The 17,428-nt window shown below is 69.2% G+C and carries 11 protein-coding genes and 4 pseudogenes; 8 read left to right on the top strand and 7 right to left on the bottom strand.

The features are described 5' to 3' along the window. Position 1: 1 nt before the first annotated feature. The 4 genes and pseudogenes from ACFY7C_RS36240 to ACFY7C_RS36225 form a co-directional block, all read right to left on the bottom strand. A complete protein-coding gene (locus ACFY7C_RS36240; RefSeq protein ID WP_389659742.1) occupies positions 2 to 286 on the bottom strand; it encodes a hypothetical protein in 285 nt (94 codons plus the stop codon). Between the two features lie 90 nt (positions 287 to 376). Then, positions 377 to 900: pseudogene (locus ACFY7C_RS36235) on the bottom strand (hypothetical protein). A 33-nt stretch (positions 901 to 933) separates the two neighbouring features. After that, entirely contained in the window at positions 934 to 1,866 is a 933-nt protein-coding gene (locus ACFY7C_RS36230) for a hypothetical protein (protein ID WP_389659739.1), read from the bottom strand. Next, a complete protein-coding gene (locus ACFY7C_RS36225; RefSeq protein ID WP_389659736.1) occupies positions 1,863 to 2,249 on the bottom strand; it encodes a hypothetical protein in 387 nt (128 codons plus the stop codon). Before ACFY7C_RS36225 ends, ACFY7C_RS36230 begins: the two co-directional genes overlap by 4 nt. 24 nt (positions 2,250 to 2,273) lie before the next feature. Here ACFY7C_RS36225 and ACFY7C_RS36220 point away from each other — a divergent pair, with 24 nt between their 5' ends. The 5 genes and pseudogenes from ACFY7C_RS36220 to ACFY7C_RS36200 all read left to right on the top strand — a co-directional run bounded on the left by ACFY7C_RS36220 (position 2,274) and on the right by ACFY7C_RS36200 (position 9,300). Further along, positions 2,274 to 6,014, top strand: coding sequence for a CHAT domain-containing protein (locus tag ACFY7C_RS36220; protein ID WP_389659733.1), 3,741 nt, complete (start codon positions 2,274 to 2,276; stop codon positions 6,012 to 6,014). A gap of 67 nt (positions 6,015 to 6,081) precedes the next feature. Further along, a complete protein-coding gene (locus ACFY7C_RS36215; protein ID WP_389659730.1) occupies positions 6,082 to 6,549 on the top strand; it encodes a relaxase domain-containing protein in 468 nt (155 codons plus the stop codon). A 637-nt stretch (positions 6,550 to 7,186) separates the two neighbouring features. Beyond that, positions 7,187 to 7,522: pseudogene (locus tag ACFY7C_RS36210) on the top strand (hypothetical protein); the annotation flags it as partial. Between the two features lie 168 nt (positions 7,523 to 7,690). Then, complete coding sequence (locus ACFY7C_RS36205) at positions 7,691 to 8,086, top strand: hypothetical protein (RefSeq protein WP_389659727.1); 396 nt, start codon at positions 7,691 to 7,693, stop codon at positions 8,084 to 8,086. A 737-nt stretch (positions 8,087 to 8,823) separates the two neighbouring features. Further along, the gene (locus ACFY7C_RS36200; protein WP_389659724.1) at positions 8,824 to 9,300 is read left to right on the top strand and encodes a hypothetical protein; all 477 of its coding nucleotides are present in this window, start codon (positions 8,824 to 8,826) and stop codon (positions 9,298 to 9,300) included. Between the two features lies 1 nt (position 9,301). Here ACFY7C_RS36200 and ACFY7C_RS36195 read toward each other — a convergent pair whose 3' ends face one another. The 3 genes and pseudogenes from ACFY7C_RS36195 to ACFY7C_RS36185 form a co-directional block, all read right to left on the bottom strand. Continuing rightward, positions 9,302 to 10,510 (bottom strand): IS110 family transposase, encoded by a 1,209-nt coding sequence (locus ACFY7C_RS36195; RefSeq protein ID WP_389659721.1) that lies wholly within the window; start codon positions 10,508 to 10,510, stop codon positions 9,302 to 9,304. A 220-nt stretch (positions 10,511 to 10,730) separates the two neighbouring features. After that, positions 10,731 to 10,926, bottom strand: a pseudogene (locus ACFY7C_RS36190) (transposase); the annotation flags it as partial. 152 nt (positions 10,927 to 11,078) lie between these two features. After that, positions 11,079 to 12,110 (bottom strand): hypothetical protein, encoded by a 1,032-nt coding sequence (locus ACFY7C_RS36185; RefSeq protein WP_389659719.1) that lies wholly within the window; start codon positions 12,108 to 12,110, stop codon positions 11,079 to 11,081. A gap of 2,200 nt (positions 12,111 to 14,310) precedes the next feature. On the opposite strand from ACFY7C_RS36185, the pseudogene ACFY7C_RS36180 reads away from it, so the two are divergent. The 3 genes and pseudogenes from ACFY7C_RS36180 to ACFY7C_RS36170 form a co-directional block, all read left to right on the top strand. Beyond that, positions 14,311 to 14,872, top strand: a pseudogene (locus tag ACFY7C_RS36180) (DnaB-like helicase C-terminal domain-containing protein); the annotation flags it as partial. 645 nt (positions 14,873 to 15,517) lie between these two features. Continuing rightward, a complete protein-coding gene (locus tag ACFY7C_RS36175) occupies positions 15,518 to 16,111 on the top strand; it encodes a TetR/AcrR family transcriptional regulator (RefSeq protein ID WP_389659937.1) in 594 nt (197 codons plus the stop codon). After that, positions 16,108 to 16,950, top strand: coding sequence for an alpha/beta fold hydrolase (locus tag ACFY7C_RS36170; RefSeq protein ID WP_389659716.1), 843 nt, complete (start codon positions 16,108 to 16,110; stop codon positions 16,948 to 16,950). The genes ACFY7C_RS36175 and ACFY7C_RS36170 overlap by 4 nt, the downstream gene beginning before the upstream one ends. The last annotated feature ends 478 nt before the right edge of the window (positions 16,951 to 17,428 follow it).

Raw genomic sequence — 17,428 nt, 5'->3', positions numbered from 1 at the left:
ATCACCGGGGCCCGGCCGCACACGCGACCGGGCCCCGGCGTTCCGGGCGGCCGGGCCGCGCGTCACCGGTGATCAAGGCGGCCTCCACGTGCGGCAGCAGGTAGCTGTCCAGAGAGGCCACGCCGTCACACAACCGGGCCTTCAGCCCGTGCAGGCAGACCTCGGTGAACAGCTTCCGCGGGTCCTCCGCGGGGCGCTGCGCCTGCTCGGCCTGCCACTGGCCCCGGTGATGCCGCATCCGGTTCGTCGGCGCCCGCAGCGCCTCGTACGGAAGCGTCTCGCCCATCAGGCCCGCCACGCGATACGACAAACTCGCGGTCCGCTACGAGGCGACCGTCCTCGTCGCGGCCATCAACGAGGCTGTGACCCTCGGCCATCACACGATGGGATCCACGTTCCACGTCTCCGGCAGATCGCTGGCGCAGAAGACGCAGACGAAGTCGTCCTCGCGCACGATGTTGTGCTCCTGGTAGTCAGGACACCGGCGGAACACCACCTCGTGGGTGAAGCTGGAGGGCCGATCGAGCCCTGCGTCGTCCAGAGCACGAGCGACTGCCGACCAGGAGCCGATGTCGGGGCAGTATCCGGTGGACTGGTTGCTGATCGTGCTCACAGCCCACCGGGCCCGCTCGCGCAGGAAACCAATCTCGCCGGCACTCAAGGCCCTGGCTCCGCCGGTGCGCAGGCCACGTGCTCGCTCCGTCGCTGCGCCAGCCGAAGCACACCGTCCGTGCCGACCACGGAGGTGAACGGTTCGGTCAGTTCTGTTGCCGATCGCTCAGCGATCCAGCTGTCGAAGTCAGCCGCCGAGCCGATCGGGCATCCGCCGCTGTCACGCCGGACTGCAGCCTTTAGCTCGACCGGTCCGACGTATCGGTAACTCCAACCCCGCGCACTCACGTCAGCCAACCTAGAGCACTTCCGAGACACGCCCTAGCCGGATCGCTTCGTGCCCTCCGGGGGGTGCTCGTACGCCGTCTCGGGCATGGGGACTCCCTGGCGCCACAGCTCGCTGAGCCTGGTGTTCAGCAGCCGCTCCTCGGCGAGGTCGGCAGGAAGGGGCATGCGGAGGGCTTCCGATAGGGCGAACCGGTGCAGGTCCACGGCGGAGCGGAGGCTCTCGCCGTAGGCGACGGCGGCATGGACCGCACCGATGTAGGAAACGCGGGCGACCACTAGGGGGATCAAAGCCAGCATGAGCCACCAGCCTGAAACGGACAGAAGGCCCGCGGTCACCAGGGTTGTGGCAGTCATGGTCACCGCGAGGCGGGCGGCGGCGTCCATGCTGTCGCGCCTGTCGTCGACGATCCGCCTGGTGTCCGCAGGGAGGAGCGGGTACAGGCGCGGCCAGGTGACGACCGTGTCGAGGCCGTAGGGCTCACCCGCGCTGATCTCGGTGGCCGCCAGCACATTGCCGAGTGCGGTGGGCCGGAGTACGGCCGTGGGTGGGAACAGGCGCCGCAGCCGGGTGCCGGCCTGCCCAGCCGCCTGGATCTGGGCCTCGGTGAGCTCACCGGGCGGCAGCTCTTCATCGGCGGCCAGCCGGGCGCGGCGGCTCGCCTGCCGTCGCCGCGACAGGTCGGCCGCGCGCCGCAAAGGCCAGCCGCCCTCCAGGATACGTAGCAACGCGAGCTGCAGAGGATGCCCGAGGAATGCCAGCAGGGTCATGGCCAGTGCCAGCAGCAGGAGCTCACCGATGGCCAGGTGTCCCGCGGTGTGCCAGGCCTGGCCGAAGTCGAGCCGGCCGGGGGCGCCCGCCCACACAAGGATGAGGACCGCCAGCCCGGCTGCGTACGTGGGGAGGTATTCCACCAGCAGGAATCTCGCGCTGCCGAAGCCGGGGCTGGCCAGCGCGTCGAAGTTCATCGCGTCAGCTCCAGCACGCCGTGGCCATTCGGGCAGGTCGGCGGGTCGCGGGGATCCACATGGACCCGTCTGATCTCGGCATTGCACATGCCGCATGTGTATCGCAGCAGCCGGTAGCGCAAGGACTCGCCGGGCAGGGTCGCGCCCGCACCGTCTCCCAGCGAGCGCATGCTGGCCGCGCCGATCCGGATGAGCCACCTCCGGCTCGTGACCCCGACGGGCCGTCCGTCCACGACGACCAGCACGTACTCGACCGCTTCGGCGGCCAGCAGTGCCTCTAGCGCGCTGGCAGCGTCTTCAAGCGTCAGCCCTGCGGGGATGTCGAGCCGTACGGTGCCGTCGATCGGGGCCGACGGGTCGAAGAGCAACTTCAGGTCGTCCACACTGAACGAGACTATCGTGAGAAAGTGGCTGAAACCGGGGCATGGCAGTACTGGAATCGTTATGAGACTGGTGGTGACCTCGGGGACCTAAGCCAGGCGATCGCCGCAATGGCTGAAGAAGAAGGTCCGGAGGTACTCGCGCGCGCGCTCGACTTCCTCGACAGGCGGGTCGCGGGAAAGAGGCTGACGCTCGACCTCGAACAGGAAGAGGACCGGCGCGACTGGGCGAAGCTGCTTTACGACATGGCCAATGCGATGGCGGAGGAGCCGACGAGCCTCGAACGGGCAATCGCGGCGATGGAGTCCTCGCGGGAACTCCACGAGACCGCAGCGACAACGATCCTGCTGGGCCGCTACCTGACCATGCGGCGGGCGCCGGAGGATCTGCGTGCCGGGCTGGAGCTGCTGCGTTCGGGTCTGAAACGGCTCGAAGCCGACAACCCCCACCGGGTGTACGTCCACCGCATGCTCTGCTCGGCCGTCGCCGACCTCTACCTCGCTGACGACTCGCCGTCGGTCGGAGTGGAGCTGGCGGAGACTTTCATCGCCGCGCTGGCCGAACTCCCCGTTGGCGGACCGGACTGGACGGCCACGGCCGAACTCGGGATGGTGATGGCCGAACAGCACCTGTTCGACAGCCGTGACCCGGCGGAGGAGTACGTCCTGAGCGCGCTGGCGCTCGCGGCCAACCCGCCCGGCTCAGCCGACCGGCCCCGCGCCCTCTTCCGCCGGGCCGTCGTGTTGATGGCCAGAAGCTTCACCGACGCGTCCCTTGCGCAGGTGCAGGAAGCCGTGGCGCTCCTACAAGAAGCACTCGCACTGCCCGCCAGCCCGTTCCCCAGGGCGCTCATCCAGAGCTACCTGAGCGGGGTCCTGGGCCAGCTGGACACCATGACGGGTGATGCGGACCTCGCGGACGAGGCCGTCGAATTCGCGCGGGAGGCCCTCGCCGGCGCCCCGGACGAGCTGCTTACGTTCTGTCGGGAAAACCTCGGCTCGGCGCTGACGGCCCGCCACGAGCACCGTCACGACATCGCTGACCTGAACGAGCTGATCGAGCTTCTCGGGGGCGACGGCTCCGCGCTTACCGCGCGCGGCCACAGCCTGGCCTGCGCCGCCTTCTACAACCGCTACCTGCTTTCCGGAGTACGCGCGGACCTTGAGGAGTCCATCGAGCGTGGGCGCCGCGCCCTGAACGCCCTCGACGACGGAGCCGGATCCGCGGATGTTCTCGGCAACGTCGCCAACGCTTTGCGTCTGCGATACGCATTCCTCCACGATGCGGCCGACTTGGACGAAGCCGTCGAGCTCTGCCGGCGCGCCGTCCAGATCACTCCCCCGCAAGGCGTCGATCGGGCCCTCGTCTGCGTCAAACTCAGCAGCGCCCTGCGCGATCGCTTCCAGGACACCGGTTCGGAAGACGACCGCAAGGAGACCCTCTGGGCCGCCAGGGAAGCAATGGCAGCGGCCGGCCCCGGCACCATCGGCCTCTCCATGGCCCAGTCCGCGCTTGGCGTGTTGCTCTCGGACGAGTTCAAACGGACCGGCGACCGGGTCGCCCTCGACGAGTCTGTGCGCCTCCTGCGCGAGGCGGTCACGCAGACCCATTACGCCTCCGAAACGAACCTGCTGGGCACTGTCCTGCAGACGCGATTTGAACTGACCGGATCGACCACCGACCTGAACGAAGCAATCGACCTCCACCGCGCCGTACTCGACGCCACCGAGCCCAGCAGCCCCCTCCACGCCACGACCAGCGCGAACCTGGGCAGCGCGCTCACCCACCGGTTCTCCCTGACCCAGAACCGGGACGACATCGGCGAGGCCGTCTCCGTCCTGCGCCACGCTGAGACGCATGCGGACGCGATGACTCGGCCGATGGCCAAAATCAACCTGGCCCACGCGCTCGGCACCCGCTACCAGACCTACAACGACCCCGCCGACCTCGACGCCTGGGTCGAGGCCTCCAAGCAGGCCTATGAGACCCTGCCGCAGGGCTCCTGGCGGCGGCCTGGCTACCTCGCAACCTGGGGGGCCGCGCTCTTTCAGCGTGCCGAGCACCAGGAGAGCCCCAACGACCTGTCGGACGCCATCACCGTCCTCACGGAGGCGGTCACCACGATGTCTCCAACCGACCCGAGCCGCTCCCGCCACCTCGTCAACCTCGCAGAGGCACAGCTCACCCGCGGAACGGCGGACTCCCGACGGAAGGCCGCCGAAGTGCTCCGCGAGGCCGCGTACTCGGAGACCGGATCCGCAGGGGTGCGCGTACGAGCAGCGCAGCGATGGGCCCAGACCGCCTACCCGGACGGCGACACCGCGGCGGCGCTCGAAGCGCTGCGGCTGGCCGTGGAATTCCTTCCGCTGCTCGCCTGGCGCGGAGTCTCCCGCACCGACCAGGAGCGTGAGCTCGCCGATATCTCCGGCCTGGCCTGCGACGCCGCCGCTCTCGCGATCGACGAGGAGCAGCCGCGCCTCGCCGTCGAACTGCTGGAACACGGGCGGGGCGTGCTTTGGGCGCAACTCCTGGAGTTCAGAACCGAACTGACCGCGCTCCAGGAGGCCGAACCGGCCCTCGCCGATAGGCTCACCGAGATCCGCGCCGCGCTCGACAAGGTCGTGGACCCCGGCACGGCCGACTCCCCGACGGCGACCGACCGCGCCGCCCTGGCCGGCGAATGGGACTCCCTCATCCGCCGGGCCCGCGAGCTACCAGGATTCGCAGACTTCCTGAAGCCGCCATCCTTCGAGGCCCTTTCCCAAACCGCGTCGCAGGGCCCCGTCGTCCTGCTCAACGTGAGTGCCCTGCGCTGCGATGCCCTGATCGTGCGCCCCGGCACAGTCACCGTGCAGCCCCTGCCCGAACTGACCGCCACCGAAGTGACGGAGACCGCCAACACCTATCTAGACCTGCTTCACAGGTCGGAGAAAAGTCCGTCCGGGCACCTCACCCTCCACAAGCGGACGGACGACCTGCTGCGCTGGCTCGGACGCCACCTCACCGGCCCAGTCCTAGCCGCCCTCGGCGACACCGAGCGCCTATGGTGGTGCCCAACCGGCCCCCTGGCCGCCCTGCCGATCCACGCAGGCATCGACCCGGCCGGGGCCTGCGCCCTCGACCAGGTCGTCTCCTCGTACACCCCCACCCTGCGCGCCCTGGCCGAGGCACGGTCCCGCCCGACAGCCGACCCCGCCGACCGCCGCATCCTGGTCGTCGCCATGAAGCAGACCCCCGGCGCAGCCGACCTGAACGTCCAGCCCGAGGTTGACCTCCTTACCCGTACCTTCGGCGACCGCGCGACCCTCCTCAACGCCCCATCGATCGCCGACGTCTGCCGGGAACTACCGAGCCATGCCTGGATCCACCTCGCCTGCCACGGCCTCCAGGACCTGAACTACCCCTCCCAGAGCGGTGTGGCCCTCACCGACGGCGTCCTCACTGTCCTTGACATCGCCGCGCTCTCCCTGCCCCACGCCGAACTGGCCTTCCTCTCCGCCTGCCAGACCGCCGCCGTCGGCCCCGTCCTGACCGACGAGGCCATCCACCTGGCCGCGGCCCTGCACACCATCGGCTACCGGCACGTAGTCGCCACCCTGTGGCCCGTCCACGACGCTATCGCCCCGTTGATAGCTGACCTCGTCTACGACGACCTTGCCCACGGCGACGTGGCGACCCTCCTCAACGCCGCTGCCCGAAACCTCCGCGCCAACCCCGACACCTCACCCTCCATGTTCTGGGCCCCGTACGTACACATCGGCCCCTGACAAACGCAGGAACTGGCTGTGCAGGCGGCGGTGTCGGCGGGGCGCAGGTGTTGGAGGGCCTGCCCATGTGGCTGTGGACGCCGCTCGGTCGCTCCGCGGTAGCTGGGCTGGCGCGGGCGCGGTCAACGAGACGGCACACGACCGGGCGATCGAGACGGCGCTGCGGTGGCTGGAGGAGGAAGTCACGGAAGTCCGCTGGTCCTCCGGCCGCGAGCGAGCCAAACCACCGGGCTGGTCGTCGCGGCCTTCAACCACTTCGAGAACCGAGACGAGTGCCCCTTCTGCACACGCACTGCATGATCCTGAACCGGGCCCAGCGGCCGAACGGTTCCTGTACGCCCTGGACACCCGGCGTCTGCTGCGCAACGTTGTCGCCGCCGGCACCCTCTACACCCTGGCGATGACCACCGAGGTCTGCGAGAAGCTCGGCCCGGCGACGGTGCCCCGCGAGGTGACGCCGGGCCTGCGCCCCGTGATGAAGGTCGCCGGCGTCGACCAGGACCTCATCGTCTGGTCCTCCACCGGCCGCTCCTGATCAACCGGTGTCTCCTGGTCCCGTCCGACCGGGGGCTGCGGGTCGTGGAGGGCCGAATGCGCGTGGGCGTTCTGCGCGGCCGTCTGCGCCAAGGGCTGCATGTCGCGTCCCACCACCTGGCATGGGCCGGACGTCCCTGAGAACGCCCCCGCACCATGGCGTGCACGCCTCGAGCATCCTGCCGTTCCCTCCCTCTCCACGGAGCCGGCCGTCGTCCGCCTTGCGCTCTTGAGCCCCACTCACCACCGCACTTGCCACCGTGCTTACCAAGGGTCTTTGACCTGCAAGGGTCATCACGTGGGTCACCGACACGCGGGCACCTCGGAGACCGTTCCGCCCTTGCCCCGCTGACCTCGGCCACCGGGTCATGAACGAGGAGATGGGGTTTGTGCCAGCCGGTGCCGGTAGGGCGTGCGCGGGCGAGGTCCGGTGCCCAGCGCGCGCTTTGGGAGCAGTACCACCGGGCCGCCCCCTCCTTCCCGCTCCGCCTGCACGAGTCGGACGGGGTACGGCTGGTGAGTAGGACTCACGATGGCGAGTTGGGCCCATGACCTTGATAGGTCTGCCCCCTGTTTTCCCAGGTGAATGGGCCTGCTGATTGCAGGCACGCCTTGGACCGCACCATCAGGAGGAACCAGTGTCACATCCGCAACCGCTTACGCCCGAGGAGAAGCTCGCCGACGCGAAGAAGCTGTTGGGCCTCCCGCGTATCGTCGTGATCTGCGGCTCCACGCGCTTCATGACCGAGATGAACGAGGCCGATCTGCGGGAGACCACAGCCGGGAAGATCGTCGGCAAACCGGGCTGTGACATGAAGTCGCCGCACACGCTTTGGTCCGATCCCGTCGAGGCCGAGGCGCTGAAGGTCCGACTCGACGATCTGCACCGGGCGAAGATCCGGCTCGCCGATGAGGTGCTCGTCGTCGGCGACTACATCGGAGACAGCACCCGAGCCGAAATTACCTACGCCCGGCTTTGTATGACGGACGGCAGATGTTCACGACTTCGGGAGGCACTTCTGTCCGGTGCTGTTCGATTACGGCAGCGGCATTCGAGCTTCAGCCTCCACGGGGCGCCGCGCCGGCCGCTGCCCTCCGTGCCCTCGAACGCGGTTGCGGAAGCCAGGTGAGATCCTGCACGTGTGAACCATCTCGGCGACGAACGCCTGCGCAGCTGGACAATGCGCTTTATGACCCTCCTGGCAGCCGACACCCAGGATCAACTTGCCTGGCTGGGCAAGCGTGAGGAGGAGACGAAGGGCGTCGTTGAAGAGGTAGAGCTACTCTGCCGCGTCTCAGAAGGACTTGCGGAGCGCGGAGTCTTCACGCCTGAGGATCTGCACAACCTTCGGGCCATCGGCCGTCGCCTCGGCGAGATCGATGCCGGCGGCCGCGTCGGCCTCTGGGACAACGCCCTGGCCACAGATCCCGTGTGGGACGACATACGTTCTCTCGCCCGCCAGTTTCTCCTCACGAGACTGGGCGACTGGCGCCAGCCACTGCCACCTCCCGTCCGCCCGCACACGGGCGACCGCTGAGCCGCTGCCTGCGCGACTCTGAAGCAGTCGGCGCCGCACACACGAGATCGCGGAACGCCGCGGCTACGCCCGGATGGGTGTCGGCAGGTAGGCCCGCCGCACACCGCCTGCCATGCCTAGGCAGTCGACTCTCGGGGCGAAACTCAAGCATCGTTCGAATCCTCAGTGTGCTTCGGTGCCCCCCGAAGTCGTGAACATCGGCCGTCCGTTCTCATGAACAAAGCCATACGCCCGGTCGCTGGGCAAGCCCTTGCGGTTCACGCACTCCGAAGTCGACCCGGACGCCTGACCGCCCGCTGCCACCTCGACTACCAGGGTCGGCCTGACAGCGAGGCTCGGTGTGCGGTCTTTCGGGTTGGTGTCAGTGGTGGTGGGTGTCAGTGGCTGTGGTCGTGGGTTGTGGGTCTTCGTGGCTGGTCAGCTTGTGGTCGCTCGGTGTTTGCCACTGTCGTGGGGCTGGAGGTTGCACTGTCATGAGGCGTTGTCTCATGGGGGTGATGCTGTCTCGGGTTCGAGAGTTCTTATGCAGCGGGACGGGTGGCCCCGGTCTGATCGAGGGGTGGAGTGGGGTGTTCGTGTGTCGGGGGAGACGGCGGGGCTGCTGGAGGCTTCGGCCAGGGTTCTTCGCGGGCCGGCAGTGCGTGGGCTTCTGGCGTCGCGGCGGGTGGTGTGCTGTCGTCCCGGCATGTCGGGTTGATGGCGGAAGCGTTTCATGTGAAGGAGCGGACGGTGTGGCGGTGGCTGATCTGCTGTGGGATGACGTGAGTTCCTTCTTCGACCCGGACTTGATGGGGGCGTTGCCGGACATGCGTGTCCCGGGTGCCTCGGTGCAGGACTGGCAGGCGGTCCTCGATCTTGTCGCGGAGAAGGGCTGGAAGTGCCAGTACTCCGAGGGAGAGACGGTGCTTCCGGTGCCCCGGGCGGAGGCTGTGCTGGCCCGCCCGGCGGACGCCGGGTGCCCGAACCTGCGGGTCTGGCCGACTGCCGATGTGCTGGCGATCTTCCGGTTCCATGCCGACGACGAAGTCGACTTCGACGTCGACCTGCGGGAGTTGCAGGGCCAGGATCGACTTGATGTGTTCTGCGGCTTCCTGCGAGAGGTCGGAAGGCGGCTGAACAAGCCCGTGCTGATGGACCCGGAAGGCCACTATGGCCATCCAGTGCTCGGCTTCGATGTCGAGGCCGATCGAATCGTTCTCCTCGCAGACCCGTAGGTCAGGTGGCTGAGGCAGACGGCTGCGGTTCGTAGAAGGTTCCGTCGCGGAGCATCGCGAAGAGGACGTCGGCCCTGCGTCTGGCGAGGCAGAGCAGGGCCTGGGTGTGGTGCTTGCCCTGGGCGATCTTCTTGTCGTAGTAGGACCGCGTTGCCGGGTCGCCGAGGGCGGCGAACGCGGAGAGGAAGAAAGCCCGTTTGAGCTGCTTGTTTCCTCTCCTGGAGGGCTGTTCGCCGTGGACCGAGGACCCGGAACTGCGGGTTGCGGGGGCGAGACCGGCGGCGTATGCGGCGAGGTGGCCGGCGGTCGGGAAGTTGCTGCCGTCGCCGACCTTGATCAGGATGCGGGCTCCGGTCCTGACGCCGACTCCCGGCATCGAGGTCAGGAATTTGGAAGGAGGGTGGGCCTCCAGGACTTCCTCGATCCGCCCGGCCAGCAGTTTCCGCTGGTCAAGGACGGTGGCCAAGGATCCGGCCAGGCTCAGGACGATCAGTGCGGCCGCCTCGGTCCCGGGCACCACCACGGTCTGTTCGTCCAGGGCGGCGAAGATCTCCTCGACCAGCCGCTCGGCCATCCTCGGCGCTTTGGGCGGGAGCAGTGTGACCAGTCGACGTCTGCCGGCCTTGCGTATCTGGGCCGGAGATCGGAACCGTTCCAGCAGCGTCAGGACGGCCGGGTGCTGCAACCGCGGCCCCAGCACCCGTTCCAGCGAGGGATGGATCTGCGTCAACAGGCCGTGGAGCCGGTTCGCGACCCGGGTCGCCTCGCCGGCCAGGTCGTCATCGAAGCCGACGATCATCTCCAACTCGGCGCTCGTCTCGTCCTCTCCGTCGATCGCCCGCAGCGTGTGCGGCATCGCCCGGGACGCGTCCGTGATGATGAACGCGTCCCTCGCATCCGTGTTCGCCTCACCCGGGTAGAGGTCGGCGATCCTCCGCATCGTCAGCCCCGGCAGATAGGCGACGGGGCAGCCCATGTCTCGCGCAACGGCCAGCGGCAGGGCCCTGATCGAGGCCGGTTGATCGACCACGACCAGCACGGTCCCGTGCTTGGCCTGGAGTTTCGCGAACAGCTCGCGGAGCTTGGGTTCGGTGTTGGGCAGGCGCTTGTCGAACGCCTTCTTCCCGGCCGGTGTCACGGCGGTGGCGTGGTGCTCGCCCTTGCCGACGTCCAGGCTGAGGAAGACGTCGATGTCGCCGGTGTCGATCACGTGCAGCCCCCTCCATCACGCTATCGTCCGGCCTTGCCTGGGCACCGAGCTGCCACATCCACGTTACGGAGAGCTCTTCCGGCTCAGGTGAAGCCGGTGCTCAAGCCCCTCATCAGCGGTCCGTTGTGATGCCTCCGAGCCCGGTGACACCACCCCCCGGATCATCAACAACAAGGGGGGGAACGTGGCAGTCGTTCATCGTGCGCTCGTTGCCCGGGCCGCCGTACATCGCTTGGTGCCCATGACGATGCTCGGGGCGGCAGTGTCAAGTCCACCGGGGACTTCACGGCGCCGTCCGCACACAGCACCGCGCCCCCGGGCTCGGACAACTCGTCGCGCCGAGCGGTCCGACACTTATCGAACGCGCCCGGGAAGCGTGACGCTTGCGCGAACGCCTCCCTCCCTCCGGGCAGCATCGAGCAGCAGACTCATTCTCACGGCCTTCGGCGTGATCCGTACACCTTGGCCGGAGCACGTGATCCAACGAGAGCCGCCGCCACGTCCGGCGAACCCTCTGGCGAGCGATCCGGTTCGAGACACCGTTCGAGGCCGGTAGACACGGAGCAGGCTAAGGCTGGGCCAGTTTCTGGAAGAGCGCGCCGATCTCGGCTTGGTCGGCGATCAGCGGGAGGGTGTCGAAGTACAGCTCCCACTCACCGTCCGGGCCGAAGCGTTCCACGATCCCGAACGGGATGTCCTTGCCCTTCGGTCCGGAGAGCGTGCCGTGCCACTCCATGTAGGTGGTGGTTCTGCCGAAGGCGGCCTGGCCGGTCTTAAAGCGGACGTCCGCCGTGTCGAAGAACCGCTGGAGGTAGGCCCGCTTGCCGGTCTCCGTCGTCAGCGCAGCGTCCAGCCCTGGCCCCGACAGCCGTGCGTTTCCCCTCCGGGCGAGCAGGACGTCGACGTCCTCCCCGTTCCATGCTGCCAGGCGGTCCGGGATCTCCGCAGCCCGCAGGCGCTCAGGCGCCGGCCCCCGGGGGGCCGGGCCGAGGTCCGCGATCCCGTCGAACAGGGCCTCGGGCGCCAGCTCCGGGACCGTGTCACGGAACAGGGCGTAGCGGTCGTAGTAGCGGCGGGCCTGGAGGGTTTTGCCGTCGTCGCCCAGGACATTGCGCGCGATCTGCGGGTAGGCCACCTTGTGGCCCTTCAGCGTGATTTCGTTCCACTGGCCGAACATCATGACACTGCCGTCGGCCACTACGTCCGTGCCCCGGTAGCGCAGGTCGGGTGCCAGCCGCAGGGAGCCGGTGATAGAGGTGCCGATCACGGTGTGGCCGCGCTGGGGGGCGCTGCCCGCCTCCCAGAGGGTGGCCTCCTCGTCGAAGATGTCGAGATAGGCCTTCACCCGGGGGTGGCTCAGGTCCCCGATGGCCGGCGGGGCGCCGGTCGGCAGCTCACCGAAGGCGATCTGGCGCCGCATGAACGCGCAGGCGTTCGGGGTGATCCGGCCCTCCAGTCGCTCGACCTTGGCGCGCACCTGCGGGCAGTCGCCCTGGGCGGCGGTCTCCCCACCGCCCGGCAGCGCCGCCGCTGAGGTCGCCACCCCCGCGAGGACCGCCGCCACCGCGACTCCCACCACACCACGCCGACCCGTGAACATTTCCGTACCTCGTCTCGTTCCCGCCCGATGCGGCCCGTTACCGCTCGTGCGGGACCAACATGCCCGTCCGCCTGGGCAGGGGTCGATTACTCCTGAGGTCATGGCCAAGGTCAGAAGGGGGTGCGAGGCTTCTCCGCAGGCGGGTCAGGCGCACAGAGCCGCGGCTGGGAACCCGTCGTCGCCCGACACTGGCTGACACGACGGCCGTGCGCACCAGGAACAGCGGGATTCATCGGCACGACGGGTCACAGCCAGGCGTCGGCCCCCTGCCGCGGAGGGGCGACCTGTCGGCGGCCCGAGGGGTGTCTTGCGCACGGGAAAAGGGGCGGCGCCACGGAGGTGCCCCTGCCAGGCCGTTTCCTTCGCTCACCCTTCGGGTTCGGCGGCGACCCCGGATCCTGTGTTGATGGTGAGGCGCAGCGGCACGACGGTGCGGAGGCCGCGGTGGAGCGGCCGACGCTGACCTGCACGTAGATAGGTGCCGGCTGTCTGCACCGGCCGGTCACGGTCGCGTGGGCCGCCGATGCCCGGGCGACCGCCCGGTGGCGCCCGGTCACGCGGGTGTGGGTGGATGGGCGTCAGTGACGGCATGTCAGGTGGGTGTGGTTCTCCTGGTGGCGGTGTGTTCGGGGGAGTCAGGCAACTGACACGGGGTGGTATGGGTGGCGGGCGTGGCTGTCATGGTTTCGCTTCGAGGATCGTCTCCGGGTCCTCCTCATGGGCGGCCGCTGACCAGAGCCGCCTCGCGCCCGTCGGGACCGCGCGCAGCGTACGCCCCCGGGGGTGAGCGCGCCGACAGGCCTGTGGTGGGTGAGCCGGGCTGTAGGGCTCGCAGGGTGTTTTCCCTTGTCAGTGGGTGGGCTGTGAGGTGCTCACCACGGTCCTCGGGCAAGGCCTGGTGGTGCCCGGCCGCGCAGGCGCTCCCTGCTCGTCGTGGGCTGCGCCCCGCCTCCTGCTCGTCGTGGTGGTGCTCGGCTGCGCCCCCGTCCTCTGCTCGTCGTGGTGGTGCTCACCACGGTTCTGGGGCGCGGCTTGGTGGTGCCCGGGGTGGTGTGGCTGGGGGGTGGCGTCCGGTGGGCATGGCCCGGGGGTGCTGGTGACAGGGGAGTGGTCCGGATCCCAGGGCTTACACGCGCTCGTGTGTGATGCCGCCGGCCGGGGACAGCGAAGGGCCCCGGGCCGAACACGGCGCCCGGGGTCCGCCTGACAGTGTCAGGATGCCGCCCACTCCAGTCCGAGGCCGGCGAGCGCGGCGAGTTTGTCGGGGGTGAGTTTGCCGCGCCTGCTCTTGCTGTTGCTACCGCAACCGCGAGGACGGCGTGGTCGAGCCGGCGGAGTACCGGGTGTGGCGGGATGCCCCCGGAGAGCGGGGCGAGCGACGGCGTCGACTAGACCAGGTCCCGGTGACCCGACTCCCTAAGCCGTCCCTGGTCGAGGAGCTGATGGGCGGCCGGCGCCGGTCCGGGGGTCTTTCCGCCATGCCCGGCGGAACCCCCGGCCGGCGCGCCAGCCGACCATGATCGTTGATCGTTCTCACCAGGATTTCCCGTACACCGACTACTCACACCCGGGACCTTGGAAGCCGCCCACCGCAAGCTCACCGCCACCGCTTCTCATCTTGACGCCCGCTGGCGACGCGGCCGCCTTTGCTCACAGCGGGCTTCACCCAGCGGCTGCCTGCTCCTCGCGGCTTTCCGGTGGGGGGCCGCCTGCGGAATGGGGGGCCGCAGGCGGCCCACCATCCACCGGCCACCAGCCGTCGCCGCCGTCCACGACTCGGGGGGTTGTCCGTCGACGGCGGCGCTGCCGCCCGTCTGCCCCACAGTCCGCGCCTCACACCTCGTCTGTCCGGGTGACATGGGGCGGGCATGGTGTGCGGGCTTGGGGGCAGATGGGCGGGGAGCACATGGGGCGCTCAACCAAGGGCCTGCGGCTTCCCCCGTCCGCACGGGCCCGAAGGGTGGATGAGACCGGCCCGCACCTGTGGTGGAGTGCGGTCCGGTCGCCCCGCTTGGCGGCGACGCCGCGACGGTCGGCACGCGTTTCAGCCCGCCGGCCGGCCGCGCGTGTGGCGTCTACGTCCGGGTGGCGAAGTCCAGCAGCCCGCACAGCGCCGTCAGTTCTCCGTCCTGGATGGCGGTTCCCGGGTCGTTCGCCATCGGTTTCGGGATGCCGGCCGGGCAGTGGACGATGGCCAGGACTGCACGACCTGCGCGGCGGCACGGTCACCGACGAGGACTGGGCGCGCGTCGGTCGGCGCCTGCCCGCCATCGGCGAAGCCGCTCTCCACGCCGACGACTCGCCGAACCCGACCCTGGCCGGCATCCGCACCCTCACCCACCGCCTTGACGCCACCGGAGGCCTGGACCTGGTGATCGTGGACCACCTCCAGCTCGTGACCCCACTCGGCACCCGCCGCAACGGCAGCCGGCAGGAAGACGTCTCGGAGATGTCCCGAGGGGTGAAGCTCCTGGCCAAGACCCTGCGCGTGCCGGAGATCGCCCTGGCCCCACGCCACCACGGATCCGAGCAGCGCCAGGACAACAAGCCGATGGTTTTCCGGCCTGCGCGAGTCCGGCGCCATCGGACAGGACGCGGACATGGTCATCCGGCTGCACCGCGAGGGCGTCTACGACAAGGAGTCCCCGCGCTCCGGTGAAGCCACCATCAGCGTCGGCGAGCACCGCAACGGACCCACCGCCACCATCGGCGTCGCGTTCCAGGCCCACTGCTCCCGCTTCCTGGGCATGGCCCGCACCTGACCCAGGAGGCTGTGGGGTCTCAGATTTCGTGTCGGAATCAGAGGTGACGTCGGATCAGAGTCGGATGCGACACCGACGTGAGACGCGCAGGTGGTGACAGTCGCTTGTTCGAGTGGAGCAGTGAAGTGGTGCTCCCGTGGGTGTGTCGACAGGAGCACCAGCCTCTACCTCGACGAACACCGATCTCTGCAGCAGATCGCCGCCCTTACCGGCTTCTCCCGCTCAGTACTGGCCGACCTAGCCGAGGAGTACGGCATCCCGCTCCGCGCCGGCCCGCAGGACCACAAGCCCCGCGGAACCATCGACCGCGACTGGCTCATCGAACAGTACGTTCACCGCCGCCGGATCCTGCCCGATCCCGCCCAGGAGAAGGGCATGAGCACCGCCAGCATGGCGAGATGGGCCCACACCCACAAGATCCCCCTTCCGAGCCCGCGGCGGAGCCTCCCGCGAAGCTGCCCTCCGGGCGGCGAGGCCGCGGGCCGGCACAGGCAACGGGCTCACAGCGTGATGCTCTGACGAGCCAACCGAGGAACTGACAGGCAGTCCGTGCCCCCGCGGACGCCCTTGTTGCCTGCGCCCCCCCCATTGTTTTCCTAGGACCCCTAGGCTAAAACTAGGACCTCAAGGATCTTGGGAGGGTACATGGTGCGGGCCGGGCTGACAGCGCAGCGGGTGACGGTCGCGGGCGCAGAGCTGGCGGACGACGTCGGGCTCGACCAGGTGACCATGTCGCAAGTGGCGCGGCGGCTCGGCGTGAAGGACGCGAGCCTCTACACGCACGTCCGCAGCCTGGAAGATCTGCGCGGTCGGATCGCCCTGCTGGCGGCGGATGAGAAGACCATCCGCATCGCGGAGGCGACCGCCGGGCGAGCAGGCAAGGACGCGCTCGTCGCCTTCGCCAATGCCTGGCGGGAGTACGCCCACCAGCATCCGGGCCGCTACACGGCAACGCAGACCCCGATCCAGATCGACCCCGAGCTGGCCGCCAGGGCGCCCGGACCACGGCGGGCGGTCGAGCTGACCTACGGCATGCTGCGCGGCTACGGACTGGCCGAGCCGGACCTGACCGACGCGGTCCGGTTGCTGCGCAGCACGTTCCACGGGTTCGTCGCCCTGGAAGCGGCGGGCGGCTTCGCACACGAGCGTTCGCCGCAGCAGTCCTGGACCCGCGCGCTCGACGCCCTGCACACCCTCCTGGAGCACTGGCCCCCGTCCCGAGAAGGAGACTCCTCATGACCGCCCCGACCATCGGCAGCCTGCGTGTGAACGGTGCGACCTTGCACTACGAAGTGCGAGGCCAGGGCCCGCTCGTGCTGCTGATTCCCGGAGGGACGGGTGGCGCGGCATCCTTCGACGGCATCGCCGACGACCTGGCCGCCGCATACACAGTCGCCACCTACGACCCTCGCGGCATGTCCCGCAGCACGCTGGACGACCCTGACGCCGAGCAGCACGTGGCCGAGCACGCCGATGACGCCTTCCGGATGCTGGAACTGCTGTCGCCTGATGAGCCCGCCCTGGTATTCGGCGCCAGTTCGGGCGCCATCGCCTCCCTGCACCTGCTCACCGCCCACCCCGAACGCATCGCACGCGTGGTGGCGCACGAGCCGCCCGTAGTGGAGGTCCTGCCGGACGCGGCGGAACACCGCGCGCTCCTCGCACACGTGCGGGACACCTTCCGCACCCAAGGGCTCATGCCGGCGATGGCCGTGTTCGCCGCGGGCCTGAAGAAGGACGGCGACACCACCGAACCGAAGGCCGAGCCCCAGCTTCCGCCCCAGGCAGCGGCGCGGGCCGAGCAGACGATGACCAACCTGCCGTACTTCGTCGGGCGGATCGTGCCCGGCTTCATGTCCTACTCACCGGACATCCGTCGGCTGGAGGAGCTGTCGCACCGGCTCGTGATCGCCGGTGGCCAGGACTCACACGGCGAGCTGCCCTACCGCTCGGCAGCTTTCCTGGCCGAACGTCTCGGCACGGAGCTCCAGCACTTCCCCGGCGGGCACATCGGACTGACCACGCACCCCGCACAGTTCGGCGAGCTCCTGCAAAAGGCCCTCCGAGCCTCGATCTGAATCGCGCACGACCTGCTCAACCCCATCGGGAGGCGGCCGAAGGAAGCGACACGATCCTGAGACTCAACCCCTCCGCCACGGTCTGGAAGGAGAACAGCAGGCCACAGCACCGCCATATGACAACCGGCCGGAGAACCAACAGAGGCCGCCTGCACGGCGATCTCCGGACCGCGCACCCTGCTCCAAGTCTTTCTTCGGTCATCGGGGGTGCGGCGCCCGCGCCCTCGACCTGTCCGATGTCCCGTTCACCGACATCAGCGCCGGCACCCGCGGCCCCGCCGTGAACACCGCATTCGCCAACAGCCTCTGGTACGTCGTCGGCACACTCCCCACGATGTGGGCGCTGATGCTCCTGCTGCCCAAGCGGCTCCACAGCAACTGACGGGCCACGGGGGATCAGCCATGACGTGCCTGCGCCCCCGCCGTCACGCGGTAGCCAGCTCCGGCACTTCGAGGCACTCCGCGACCTGGCGAGCCA

This window comes from Streptomyces sp. NPDC012769 (genome assembly GCF_042901205.1).
Classification (GTDB): Bacteria; Actinomycetota; Actinomycetes; order Streptomycetales; family Streptomycetaceae; genus Streptomyces.
Note: the sequence above shows the minus strand (reverse complement) of the source record. Positions and strands in the feature narration are given on the sequence as shown.